13 protein-coding genes are annotated in these 11,834 nt (G+C 33.2%); 9 read left to right on the forward strand and 4 right to left on the reverse strand.

Features of this window, described 5'->3' with window-relative positions; all coding sequences use genetic code 11:
• The first annotated feature begins 18 nt into the window (after nucleotides 1–18).
• Nucleotides 19–1,815 (forward strand): translation elongation factor 4, encoded by a 1,797-nt coding sequence (gene lepA, locus AAGD63_RS04030; RefSeq protein ID WP_341813110.1) that lies wholly within the window; start codon nucleotides 19–21, stop codon nucleotides 1,813–1,815.
• A 238-nt stretch (nucleotides 1,816–2,053) separates the two neighbouring features.
• Here lepA and AAGD63_RS04035 read toward each other — a convergent pair whose 3' ends face one another.
• On the reverse strand, nucleotides 2,054–2,926 hold the full coding sequence (locus AAGD63_RS04035; protein WP_341813111.1) for a hypothetical protein: 873 nt from the start codon (nucleotides 2,924–2,926) through the stop codon (nucleotides 2,054–2,056).
• A gap of 95 nt (nucleotides 2,927–3,021) precedes the next feature.
• The gene (locus AAGD63_RS04040) at nucleotides 3,022–3,393 is read right to left on the reverse strand and encodes a glutaredoxin (protein WP_006015443.1); all 372 of its coding nucleotides are present in this window, start codon (nucleotides 3,391–3,393) and stop codon (nucleotides 3,022–3,024) included.
• Nucleotides 3,394–3,472: 79 nt separating this feature from the next.
• On the opposite strand from AAGD63_RS04040, the gene ribF reads away from it, so the two are divergent.
• Genes ribF through AAGD63_RS04060 form a run of 4 tightly spaced genes read left to right on the forward strand, consistent with a single transcriptional unit; the run spans nucleotide 3,473 to nucleotide 7,523 of the window.
• Nucleotides 3,473–4,405, forward strand: coding sequence for a riboflavin biosynthesis protein RibF (gene ribF, locus AAGD63_RS04045; RefSeq protein ID WP_341813112.1), 933 nt, complete (start codon nucleotides 3,473–3,475; stop codon nucleotides 4,403–4,405).
• Nucleotides 4,402–4,878 carry a signal peptidase II gene (gene lspA, locus AAGD63_RS04050; RefSeq protein ID WP_341813113.1) on the forward strand — a complete coding sequence of 159 codons (477 nt, stop codon included), beginning with the start codon at nucleotides 4,402–4,404 and terminating at the stop codon, nucleotides 4,876–4,878. The genes ribF and lspA overlap by 4 nt, the downstream gene beginning before the upstream one ends.
• A gap of 4 nt (nucleotides 4,879–4,882) precedes the next feature.
• Complete coding sequence (locus tag AAGD63_RS04055; protein ID WP_264331222.1) at nucleotides 4,883–6,214, forward strand: M16 family metallopeptidase; 1,332 nt, start codon at nucleotides 4,883–4,885, stop codon at nucleotides 6,212–6,214.
• On the forward strand, nucleotides 6,201–7,523 hold the full coding sequence (locus tag AAGD63_RS04060) for a pitrilysin family protein (RefSeq protein ID WP_341813797.1): 1,323 nt from the start codon (nucleotides 6,201–6,203) through the stop codon (nucleotides 7,521–7,523). The genes AAGD63_RS04055 and AAGD63_RS04060 overlap by 14 nt, the downstream gene beginning before the upstream one ends.
• Here the strand turns inward: AAGD63_RS04060 and purN are convergent.
• Nucleotides 7,517–8,083: a phosphoribosylglycinamide formyltransferase gene (purN, locus tag AAGD63_RS04065; RefSeq protein ID WP_341813114.1), complete on the reverse strand. Its 567-nt coding sequence runs from the start codon at nucleotides 8,081–8,083 to the stop codon at nucleotides 7,517–7,519. The two genes, AAGD63_RS04060 and purN, sit on opposite strands and share 7 nt — an antisense overlap.
• A gap of 266 nt (nucleotides 8,084–8,349) precedes the next feature.
• Here purN and AAGD63_RS04070 point away from each other — a divergent pair, with 266 nt between their 5' ends.
• Complete coding sequence (locus AAGD63_RS04070; protein ID WP_007301944.1) at nucleotides 8,350–8,766, forward strand: hypothetical protein; 417 nt, start codon at nucleotides 8,350–8,352, stop codon at nucleotides 8,764–8,766.
• On the opposite strand, the gene AAGD63_RS04075 is transcribed toward AAGD63_RS04070, so the two are convergent.
• Nucleotides 8,759–9,280 (reverse strand): Na+/H+ antiporter subunit E, encoded by a 522-nt coding sequence (locus AAGD63_RS04075; RefSeq protein ID WP_006015458.1) that lies wholly within the window; start codon nucleotides 9,278–9,280, stop codon nucleotides 8,759–8,761. The genes AAGD63_RS04070 and AAGD63_RS04075 overlap by 8 nt on opposite strands.
• A 103-nt stretch (nucleotides 9,281–9,383) precedes the next feature.
• Between AAGD63_RS04075 and AAGD63_RS04080 the strand changes: the two genes are divergently transcribed.
• From AAGD63_RS04080 to lgt, 3 genes are all read left to right on the forward strand, one after another.
• On the forward strand, nucleotides 9,384–10,295 hold the full coding sequence (locus AAGD63_RS04080; protein WP_007301945.1) for an ankyrin repeat domain-containing protein: 912 nt from the start codon (nucleotides 9,384–9,386) through the stop codon (nucleotides 10,293–10,295).
• A gap of 88 nt (nucleotides 10,296–10,383) precedes the next feature.
• Entirely contained in the window at nucleotides 10,384–10,833 is a 450-nt protein-coding gene (smpB, locus tag AAGD63_RS04085; protein WP_341813115.1) for an SsrA-binding protein SmpB, read from the forward strand.
• Nucleotides 10,834–10,839: 6 nt separating this feature from the next.
• The gene (gene lgt / locus AAGD63_RS04090) at nucleotides 10,840–11,631 is read left to right on the forward strand and encodes a prolipoprotein diacylglyceryl transferase (RefSeq protein ID WP_341813116.1); all 792 of its coding nucleotides are present in this window, start codon (nucleotides 10,840–10,842) and stop codon (nucleotides 11,629–11,631) included.
• The last annotated feature ends 203 nt before the right edge of the window (nucleotides 11,632–11,834 follow it).

An 11,834-nucleotide genomic window follows, 5' to 3' on the forward strand; every position in this document is an offset into this window, starting at 1 on the left:
AAGTATAGTGGGCCATAAATGAACAACATAAGAAATTTTGCAATAATAGCGCATATAGACCACGGTAAGTCAACGCTTGCTGACCGTTTAATAGAGAAATGTAACGGCCTTGAAGCAAGAGAAATGACCAATCAAGTGCTTGATTCGATGGATATAGAACGCGAACGTGGGATTACAATTAAAGCACAGACGGTAAGGCTCAACTATACTGCAAATGATGGTAATCAATATTGCTTAAATCTCATGGACACTCCAGGTCATGTTGACTTTTCATATGAAGTCAGCCGAAGCTTAGCCGCATGTGAAGGCTCACTTTTGGTAGTAGATAGCAGCCAAGGAGTTGAAGCTCAGACTCTGGCAAATGTCTACAAGGCAATTGACAATAATCATGAGATAATAGTTGTGCTTAATAAAGTCGATCTTCCTGCTGCAGATCCAGAAAGGATAAAGCTTCAGATTGAAGAGGTAATCGGAATTGATGCAACTGAGTCAATTTTGATATCGGCAAAAACTGGTCTTGGGATAAAGGATGTACTTGAAGCTATAGTGACAAAACTTCCCGCTCCTCAAGGTGATACAAATGCTCCACTGCAAGCAATTTTAGTTGATAGTTGGTATGATCCTTACCTAGGAGTAGTAATTTTAGTGCGAGTTAAAAATGGAGTACTAAAAAAAGGCATGAGAATCGTTATGATGTCTAATAATGCTACATATCAGGTCGATAATATCGGTATTTTCACTCCTAAAAAAGTTATGACTGGTGAACTTTCAGCAGGTGAAGTTGGTTTTATAACTGCTTCAATGAAAGAAGTAGCAGACTGCAAAGTAGGAGACACTATTACTGAAGAGAAAAGGCCGTGCAGCAAGGCATTACCTGGCTTTAAAGAAGTACATCCTGTAGTATTTTGCAGTATTTTTCCCAATAACACAGATGATTTTAAATATTTAAGGGAAGCACTAGAAAAATTACATTTAAATGATGCTAGTTTTACATTTGATGCTGAAACGTCAAATGCCCTAGGTTATGGATTTCGTTGCGGTTTCTTAGGAATGCTACATCTTGAAGTCATTCAAGAAAGACTCGAAAGAGAATTTGATTTAGATCTAACAGCAACTGCACCGAGTGTTATATATAAAGTTGCAACACAACATGGTAAAGCTTTAAATATCCATAACCCAAGCGATATGCCAGACCCTACAAAAATTGAAATAGTGGAAGAACCGTGGATCACTGCAACTATAATGGTACCTGATCAATATTTAGGAGAGATTCTATCTCTGTGTGAAGAGAGGAGAGGAGAACAGCAGGATTTATCTTATGTTGGTAATACGACAACAGCACTACTGAAGTATAAATTACCGCTGTCTGAGGTTGTTTTTGATTTTTACGATAGACTAAAATCAATTTCCAAGGGATATGCAAGTTTAGATTGGGAAATATCCGATTATCAGGAAAGTCAGATAGATAAATTAAGTTTTTTAGTTAATGGAGAACCTGTGGATGCGTTAGCCTGCATTGTTCATAAAAGCAGGGCAGAAAAAAGAGGCCGTGAAATATGTGCACGTTTGAAAGACTTGATACCACGCCAGCAATATAAAATCGCGATTCAAGCGGCAGTAGGAGGAAAAATTATTGCTAGAGAAACGATTAACCCATATAGAAAAGATGTAACAGCCAAGCTCTATGGTGGAGACGTCACACGAAGGATGAAGCTGCTTGAAAAGCAGAAGAAAGGTAAGAAAAGATTGCATTCTGTGGGAAACATAAACATCCCACAAAATGCTTTTATTGAGGCTTTGAAAATAAATGATTAATATATATCCAAAAACATAAATTTAAAGAACTAAGTGATATTTTCTCAATAAATTTACTGACATTGATATGGGTAAATTTGAAATAGCTATGTGAATTTGTAAAATACTATACAAGATACCATACAACGAAATCATCCCAGTGTTAAACGCTGGGATGACAGAGAGCAGCTCAATTGCTCCACTCAATCAGTAAAATCAGATATATGTAGACATTGGCTAAAACCATTCCAACAACATTTTAGTGAAACTTAACAAGCTTATCTATAGTTTTAGTGATGATTCTTGGAGTATTTGGAGAGACTTCTGAGCCCAGTCTATTTAACCGCTCTATAGTAAACCCGCTGTTCTCATTTATTATGAAATCACATAAAATATTTTCTATATCTTTAATAACACTTTCATGCTTTCTCAGAGGATGGTTATTCGGATATCTATGAATGGTTTTGATGCTAGAATACTCAACGAAAGCTTGATCTTTAAAAGCAAGTTGTCTCAATTTCTCTTTGAATTTTTCTTCTTCATCTCTTGCTAAAAGGCAAGACTTTATCAGTGATTTTATAATCGAGTTTATAGCCTGATGTATTTTAGAATGCACTATAACTTTGATGATATTTTCTTCCACTATGCAATCATAAGTGCTTTTTTCGCTCTTTAATGACTCTATAAGCATTTTGCTATTTTGCGAATTCAATTCCAGATTCTCTTCACTTATAGGAGTCATTATAAAGGTATTCTTATTTACCCTGATGTAAAATTGTGGCAACCCTTTAGAACAGGCAAATACTACATCCTTAGACTCAAGTGCGTGATTGTATGAAGAAGAAAGGGTGCTTGCTATAACGCTACTTGGTACTTTCATTCCATGATTACTTAGGTGATTTAACACATTCTCAACATCATGATATGTAAAACCTGTATCTTTTATCAATTCAACAACTTCTATGCAATTGTGTTGTTTATACTCTATTGTCACTTCTTCTGTAAAAAGAGTTTTAGCTGCTATATGCTTATCAAGCACTGTGAAAATCTTGATGAAACTCTCTAAATCTTGTTTGTTAATTAATTCAATACTAATTAAGTTTTTGCTAACAATTATAATATTTTTTATCATTTTTTCCCACTAAAAAAACTCACTAGATGAATTGTATTTTTAATTCATTAAAAATTATTTAAAGTGGGTATGCCAGCAACAGTAAGACAAAAAAATCACATAAAATCTTCATTATGTATTATATTACATCCCTCGTGTTCATCACTGCCACTTGTGTAAGCTGTTGCATTAATGCTATCTTCATTGTTATTTAACATATTATCCAACTTTCCTTCTTTTTCAAGATCCATCAATTTGTCACATCCAGCAATATGATGTACATAATCACCATTTTCATCAGTAATAAAAATTTGTGGAACTGTCCTGACGTTATATTTTGATTTTATACCGTCAAACAAATCCGAGTTTCTAAGTACATCAATTTCTTCGTATTTCACACCTTTTTCATCCAATAACTCTTTTGCTTTCTTGCAGAATGGGCAGTACTTCTTCACATATATTACAACTTTTCCTTTAGTGTTTTTCACGATTTATCTCCATAGTTCATAAAATACAACTATTTTATATAAAAAATATATATAAAATATATATAAAATATCAAATTGTATGAAAATTATTTACAACTGTGCGCAAGGGATAAAAGATAATGTGGCACTAACTTTCGGAAATTTTGATGGCGTTCATTTAGGACATAAGTTTGCAATTTCCAATCTAAAGGAGGTAGCACAAGAAAGAGGATTACCCTCTGCAGTTTTAACTTTTGAGCCTCACCCATCAACTGTTTTATTTAGTAGGAACAATTTTAGGTTAATAGACCAAGAACAAAAAAAGGAACTAATCAGCAGCTATGGTATAGATTACTTGTATATTATTAATTTTAGTAGAGGTTTTTCTGAGGTTAGCTGCGATGACTTTATTGGTAAGATTTTGGTAAAGAAGTATGGTGCTAAACATATAACTGTTGGAGAAAGTTGTACTTTTGGTCACAAACGATTGGGTAACATATTAACTCTAGAAAAATATTCTCAGATGTATGAATATTCTTTAACTAAATTAGAGCCATTGATAATCGATAGAAAAATTTGCTCTTCTTCCTCAATCAGAGAGTGTTTACAAAAAGGCGAAATAGAAGTTGCTAATAAATTGCTTGGTAGGTCTTATCAAGTTTCTGGTATTGTAACAAAAGGTGCATGTAGAGGTAGAGAAATAGGGTTTCCAACCATAAACATTCTGATAGAAGATTACATGATAAAACCTAAGCTTGGTACATATTACGCCAAAGTTGCATTTTCTGAAAATAGTTCAAGTTGGCTATATGGAGTAGTCAACATTGGTATGAGACCTACATTTAAGGACTTAAAAAAACCTATAGTAGAAATGCATATATTTGACTTCAACGAAAATGTATACAATTTTAAGGTTGATATACAACTTTTAAAATTTATTAGGGCAGAAAAAAAATTCCATAGTATTAACGAGTTAACAAAACAGATAGATCGTGATATAATGAAGGCTTACCAGTTAAAGATAAATTTATGAAAAGGATATGTTTAATTATTATATTGATTATAGTATTATTCGATCAAACAAGTAAATTGTATATAAACTCTTTGATTGATGAGGGGGAGTCAATCGAGATTACTAGTTTTATGAAATTAGTTGAAGTTTGGAATTCAGGAATTAGCTTTGGAATGTGTAGTACTCTGCCGCATGGCAGCTTCTTTTTTTCAGCATGTTCAATATTAATAATTGGTATACTTGCATACTTGATATATAAATCTAATGATAAGTCAATTTACCTTAGTTTTTCTCTGATGATTGGTGGAGCGATCGGAAATGTAATTGATAGAATCTATTGGGGAGCTGTATATGACTTCATATATTTTCATATCAATGATTGGTATTGGCCAGCCTTTAATTTAGCAGATCTATCTGTAGTTTGTGGAATGTGTAGATTGTTATATAAGTGGTATATATATGATAGGTCTATCTCTAAGCAAAATGAGGAATGAAATAATGCTTCGCAAATTCTTTAGTTTTTTTATACTATCTGTGTTTTTTTTTATTTGTCCGATTTCTTTGGAAGCTGAAATCATAAAGCATGCTAAGCTCAGTAACGGATTGGATGTTTATGTAGTACCTAATCACCGAATTCCAGCTGTTTTTCATGCAATAATATATAAAGTTGGGGGAATGGATGACCCAATTGGCAAAGCAGGCTTGGCTCACTACTTTGAACACTTAATGTTTGAAACTACAGGAAAATTTAAAGACATAGAATCCACTTTGGGCAGCATTGGGGCCCAATTTAATGCTTTTACCACTAAAGAATACACCTGCTACTACGAATTAGTTCTCAAAAAAGATTTACCACTAGCAATGGAAATTGAAGCAGACAGAATGGGCAATTTTGATGTTACTCAAGACAAAATAGATAGAGAAAAAAATATCGTATTAGAAGAAAGAAAGATGAGATTTGATAATAATCCTGAAGCTTTACTATGGGAGGAAATGAACAGTGCATTTTATCGTAATGGCTATGGTAGGTCTGTTATTGGTTGGGAGAGCGATATTAAAACTTACAATCAAGATGACATAACAAGGTTTCATGATAACTATTATCATCCAGGTAATGCTATACTGCTCGTTGTTGGTGATGTAGAATTTGAAGAAGTAGCGGAATTAGCAAAGGAAAAATATGGTGCAATTAAAGCTGAGCCTGTAGTTAAGCATTATCCGAACCAAGATTCAATACATAATGCAGATATATCGGTAATTTTAGAAAGCACTGAAGTGAAAGAGCCAGTTTTATACTTTCGCTATAGTATTCCTTTATTTGAGCAAATAAGTGAAACTTTTCCTGTTGATTTGGCAGTTGATGTTTTGGGGAATGGCAAGTCTAGTAAGCTATATAAAGATTTAGTTCTAGATAAGAATGTAGCAGTAGAAGTGTTTGCTTATTATAATAGCTTAGCTTTTAGTAATGGTTACATTGAGATTCGGGTAACTCCAAAAAGCGGGGTAGATTTGGATGCTGTTGCAAGAGAGTTAGAAAATTCTATTAATCACTTTACCTCTGAAGAAATAACAAGTGAAGAGTTGCAAAGCACAAAGTCTAAATACAAAGCAGCACAGTTTGATAATCTATCTGATTTAACTAGTGTAGCAATGTTTTATATACCACGTCTAGCACTAGGTATCCCACTTGATGAAATAGACATTTCATATAGCAAAATTAATGATGTCAATCTGAAAGATGTAAATCACAAAATTCGTACTATTTTTTCTACTAATAAATTAGTCGGCCGTTTGCTGCCAAAAGGAGGTAATAATGATGAGAGTAAGTAAACTTTTATTTCTACTTTTTTTCTGTCTAGGCTTTAATTTGCAGGCGAGCAGCCACCTAAATATAGAGGAGGTTACTACTAATAAAGGGCTTAAGTTTCTGTTTGTTAAAAACCGTGATTTACCAAAAGTTTCACTCAATATATCATTCAAAGATGCAGGTTACGTGTATGAAAGTGCAGAAAAGCAGGGACTTGCTTGGTTTACTTCTCTTGTAATTCAAGAAGGAGCAGGAAAGAATGATGCCAAAGATTTTGTAAAAAAGCTTGAGGATAAAGGAATTAGTTTAAATTTTATTGCTGGTTTAGAAGCATTTAGGGTTTCATTAAATACTTTATCTGAGAATCTAGAGGATGCAATTTCACTACTAAGTGATGCTATAGTGCGTCCTAAAGTTGATCCTGAAGGATTGAATAGAGTTTTTGAAAAAGCCAAAGTAAACTTTAATAATTTTGAAAAAGATCCTTATTTTATTGCTGCAAAAGAGTTGGATACGTTGTTGTTCAAAAAACATCCTTACTCAAGAGATCCATATGGAACTCTAGACACTATAATGAGCATTACTAGAGACGATGTTTTAACATACATAAAGCGTAGTTTTACTAAGGATAATATAGTTATTAGTATTGTTGGTTGTGCAACAAAAGAAGAAGTTAGTACGCTGCTCGATAAATATTTATCTAAGTTACCATCAAAAAGATCAAAAATTAGGAAGGTATCTGTAAAAAATGAATTTGGGCCTGCAGAAAGTAAGAGCGTTTTTATGGATATACCACAGAGTGTAATACTTTTTTCTCAAAGAGGCATAGCATATGAAGACCCTAATTACTATAATGCTAGTGTTTTGATTAATGCGCTTGGTGGTATGAGTCTAAACTCAATACTGATGAAAGAGTTGAGACAAAATCTAGGTATTACTTATGGTGTCAGTGCACGTAATGTTCCTAATAAGCATGGAAATATTATATCTGGATTTATGAGTACTGATAGTTCCACTGCTAGCAAAGCTATATCAGCAGTAAAAGATACATTTAGCAGAATAAAAGAGGAAGGAATTGACGAACAACTATTCAAGGATGCAAAAATCAGTTTAGTAAATGACCTTACCTTCTCTTTTCTATCCAATAATGTAAGTATAGCGATGCTATTGGATGATATGCAAATAAATGATCGTGATGTTAGCCGTATAAATAATTATGTAAATACTATCAACGACGTTAAATTAGAGGAAGTAAATAAGCTGGCAAATTCTTTACTGAATCCTGAAAATTTATTTTTTGTTGAAGTTGGAAGAAGCGCTCAAGGTCAATAGTTAATACCTTCTGCTATTGATCTTACTGCTTTTACATAACACTTATGCTCTTCAGCTAGAATGCGCTCTGAGAGACTGTGAACATCATCATTTGGTAACACTGGAACAGTAGATTGAGCGATTATGGCTCCAGCATCAATTTCAGGAGTAACATAATGCACAGTACATCCTGTAATTTTTACACCCGCTTTCAGAGCTTGCTCCTGAGCATTTAGGCCCTTAAATGACGGAAGTAAAGAGGGATGAATATTTATAACTTTGTTATGCCATTTATTCAGGAAATTGGCCTTTATAATTCTCATAAACCCTGCAAGGCAAATTAAATCAACCTTATGTTGAACAAGTATTTCATGAATTTTATCAGTATCAAGTGGCTTATCTTCAATAACAAATGCTGAAACTCCTGCTTGCTTTGCTATTTTAAGGCCTCCAGCTTCACTATTATTTGTGATAACACACACAGTTTCAGCAGGGAAATTCTGATCTTGACATGCTTCTATTAAAGCCTGCATGTTTGATCCTCTACCTGAAATTAGTATTCCGAGTTTTATCTTTTTCATTTTAGTGCAGCCGCAAGAATGGATATTAATAAAATAGCTCAAAAGGAAAGTTTATTTTAGAATAAATACTATTGTGTAGCAATACTTTACACTGCTGGATAACATGGAATTAAAGAAATCATTCAGTTTGAAGTAACTTTAACATTTAATTTTAGGAATATTATACAATTTATGGTAAATAAATGCATATTTTTATGGCTGCGTTATTATTTATTTAACAAAGTATTAGTATAATTTACTACACTGAATTAAATGGAGAAAATTCAATGAATAAATTACCAAGCAATGCAAAAACAAGCAAGTCTCAGGTTACTCAGTGGGAGGTAATAAAAAATTGTGAATATTCTGATAATTGTTTATCAAAAGTAGTAACTTTATACGTCATTAAAATGGCAGAATTATCAGATATTTATACGAGTAATGAACCTGAAATTAATACTATACTTACAAGAATAAGCATAACAAGTGAAAATGCATTTTTAAATAAGGTTGTTGATATTGAAATTATGGAGGGCATTTTTCCGTACAAATTCAACAGCAAGAAGAAAAATAACATATCAAGGCTAGAAGATTTGTACAATTATTTATGTTCTACTGTTATTGATAGCCTTCCAAAAGAAATGCTTGAAAGCCTAAGAAGAGAATACAGAGACGCTGTTAACTTATTTAAAGCAATTACTTAACTAGGTGTAGCATTTTTAAGACTTTACCTTCTATTTCAGAAATGCCACTTTCAAGATCTTTATCTATCAAACATATGGTAGATAAATATGTTTTCTGCTTCTTTTCAACATTGATAGTTAAAGTTCCAGGAGTAATCGTAACCGAGTTAGCAAATAATGCAATGGTCTTATCATTATGTCCTATGCATTCTCTTACAATAACAATTGGCTCAACTGTAGATTTGAATCGTAGCACCTTTTTTGTTACATAAATACTTGAAAAAATAATTTGGTAAATTAGCCAAGGTATATAACTTATAAGCTGATAAAGTGACAGCCTACCACTATCATTTAGAATTTGACTAAGGGCACTTTCAGCATCAATTAACCTTTTAAAGATAATCAATGTGAACACAGAAGAAAATACTCCACAGAGAATAAAAAAAGGCTCAAAATAACCAGACAATGTAATCCATAGAGAAGACAAAATCACAAATGATAGAGAAAAAAACTTAATATTTTGCCTGACTTTCATGATTTGGAGTATAACTTAAATGATTTTTTAGGAAAATAAAAAGTTCTTGATTTTTGTGTCAAAGAACATAATAACCAAGTTATTTTAATAAGTAGTGGAGATTATGACGCTTGATGATTTTCTAAAAATGCTTGAAGAAATAAATGATACTTCAGGTTTAAGCAAGAACAACATAGTTGAACGAATAAAAATAAAATTAGAAAGAATTGATTTACGGAGGTGGGAAGATAGTGGATTTAATATCAATCATATATTCACTACACATAGTGATCTAGATCCTGTAGAAACTACATTGTTGCATTTTGCTGCTAAGAGTGGCTATGAGAACATAGTAATAGCTCTAATTGAATATGGAGCATATGTTGATGCATGGGACAGCGATGGATGCACTCCTTTACATTTTGCTGCTGAATGGAACCACAAAGGCATATTAGATATTTTAATTGAAAGTGGAGCAAATGTTAATGCGTGGGACAATGATGTATGTACACCTTTACATCTTGCTGCCGAAGGTGGGAATGAAAGTGTAGTAAGAGCTCTAATTGCATGTGGAGCAGATGTTAACGCGCAGAACAATGATGGACACACTCCTCTACATTTTGCTACTAAGAGTGGCTATGAGAACATAGTAATAGCTCTAATTGAACACGGAGCATATGTCGATGCGTGGGATAATTATAGAAGCACTCCCTTGCATTTTGCTGCTGAAAGTGATAATGAAAACATAGTAAGAACTCTGATTGAACATGGAGCATGTGTTAATGTGTGGGATAGTTGTGGACGCACTCCTTTGCATTTTGCTAGCGATCATGAAAGTATAAGAGATATTTTAATTGAAAGTGGGGCATATGTTAGTAAACAGAACAATAATAGATATGCTCCTTTACACTTTGCTATTGAATGGGGCTGCAAAGATGTGATAAGTTCTTTGTCAGGTAATGCTAGTCCTAGGGCTGAAATGGCAGTAGGAAGAGTGGAACAAATTACACTTGCAGGAAGATTGGAGCTTTTTTAACCAAACTTGCATTTACTGAGATAATTGTTTTGTTATGAATTAAACCAAAAGTTCTGTAATATATTGAAGCTTAAAGATATCTTTAGATATGGAAGTTATTGCAGAAAATAGAAAAGCAAGGTTTGAATACTTTATCTTAGAAGAATTTGAAGCAGGTATGATCCTCTTAAGTAGTGAAGTGAAATCACTAAGGGAAAGAAAAGCAAACATTTCTGATGCTTACGTTACCGAAAAAAAAGGTGAAATATGGCTAAACAATATGCATATCGCAGAGTATAAAGCTGCAAACCAAAAGAATCACAAGCCAAAAAGAGAACGAAAATTGCTTTTGCATAAAAAAGAGATAAATAAGCTAATTGGTCAAATCAAAATCTCTGGAATAACTGTTGTGCCACTTTCTATCTATTTTAATGATAAAGGGTTGGCAAAAACTAAAATTGCTATTGTTAAAGGAAAAAAACTCTACGATAAGAGAGCAACCATAAAGCAGAGAGAGTGGGACCGTGAGAAAAGTAGATTGTCTAAGAATAATTTGTAGTAAAATATGTCTTTAAGTCCAGTTATTTTTAGCATCGGTCCTGTTTCTATATATTGGTACTCTTTAGCATATGTTTTGGGTATAGTTTTTGCATATTGGTATTTACATAAGCTAGACAATCAAAAAATATTTACTAAGAATTTTTACGATTCGTTATTAACAGCCGTTATTATAGGCATTATCCTTGGAGGTAGGATTGGGTACGTATTGATATATGATCCGGTTCTCTATATAAGCAATCCTATCGAGATACTAAAGACCTGGGAAGGAGGGATGTCATTTCATGGCGGTGCTATAGGAGTTTTGCTTGCAGTAATAATCTCCTGTAGAAGACATAACATTCCTATATTTTACACACTGGATCTAATTTCTTGTGGAGTTCCGATAGGTTTACTTCTAGGCCGCATAGGTAATTTTATAAATGGAGAGTTATTTGGCAGGGTTACAACTATGCCGTGGGGTATGGTATTTCCAGAAAGTGGTGATAATTTATTGCGCCATCCAAGCCAACTTTATGAAGCATTTTTAGAAGGAGCGCTACTTTTCGTAGTTGTAAATTCACTATTTTTCTTGAACAAAATGAGATTGTATTATGGTGCAACAACTGGAGTTGCAGTTATGTTGTATGGAGTAGCACGTTTTATGGTTGAATTTTTCCGCGAGCCAGACTATCAAATTGGCTATTTATGGTTCAATTTAACTATGGGACAGTTGCTTTCTATACCTATGATTTTGGTGGGAATGCTTATATATTTAGGTGCGTTGAATTTTAGGTTTGATACAAAATCTATTCAATAGACAAGAGGTAAGTTGAATAAAAAAATATAGTAGAAGTTTATCTACTACATAGCATGTACAACTGTACTAACTTTTCGTGTTGCAGAGAATAAACGTGAGGGCACAAACCTTTTGTTGCATAGCCATGAAACAAACTTAGTAGCTACTGACCAAACTCATTATTAAACGGATATTCATTTTCCACTAGAACATTACTAATTGAG

This window comes from Wolbachia endosymbiont (group B) of Germaria angustata (genome assembly GCF_964026725.1).
Classification (GTDB): Bacteria; Pseudomonadota; Alphaproteobacteria; order Rickettsiales; family Anaplasmataceae; genus Wolbachia; species Wolbachia pipientis_C.

Excerpts from the sequence above, each read along its gene's own strand:
- lepA (WP_341813110.1), top strand. The coding sequence starts at position 19 with ATGAACAACATAAGAAATTTTGCAATAATAGCGCATATAGACCACGGT.
- AAGD63_RS04035 (WP_341813111.1), bottom strand. The coding sequence starts at position 2,926 with ATGATAAAAAATATTATAATTGTTAGCAAAAACTTAATTAGTATTGAA.
- ribF (WP_341813112.1), top strand. The coding sequence starts at position 3,473 with ATGAAAATTATTTACAACTGTGCGCAAGGGATAAAAGATAATGTGGCA.
- lspA (WP_341813113.1), top strand. The coding sequence starts at position 4,402 with ATGAAAAGGATATGTTTAATTATTATATTGATTATAGTATTATTCGAT.
- AAGD63_RS04055 (WP_264331222.1), top strand. The coding sequence starts at position 4,883 with ATGCTTCGCAAATTCTTTAGTTTTTTTATACTATCTGTGTTTTTTTTT.
- AAGD63_RS04060 (WP_341813797.1), top strand. The coding sequence starts at position 6,201 with ATGAGAGTAAGTAAACTTTTATTTCTACTTTTTTTCTGTCTAGGCTTT.
- purN (WP_341813114.1), bottom strand. The coding sequence starts at position 8,083 with ATGAAAAAGATAAAACTCGGAATACTAATTTCAGGTAGAGGATCAAAC.
- AAGD63_RS04070 (WP_007301944.1), top strand. The coding sequence starts at position 8,350 with ATGAATAAATTACCAAGCAATGCAAAAACAAGCAAGTCTCAGGTTACT.
- AAGD63_RS04075 (WP_006015458.1), bottom strand. The coding sequence starts at position 9,280 with ATGAAAGTCAGGCAAAATATTAAGTTTTTTTCTCTATCATTTGTGATT.
- AAGD63_RS04080 (WP_007301945.1), top strand. The coding sequence starts at position 9,384 with ATGACGCTTGATGATTTTCTAAAAATGCTTGAAGAAATAAATGATACT.
- smpB (WP_341813115.1), top strand. The coding sequence starts at position 10,384 with ATGGAAGTTATTGCAGAAAATAGAAAAGCAAGGTTTGAATACTTTATC.
- lgt (WP_341813116.1), top strand. The coding sequence starts at position 10,840 with ATGTCTTTAAGTCCAGTTATTTTTAGCATCGGTCCTGTTTCTATATAT.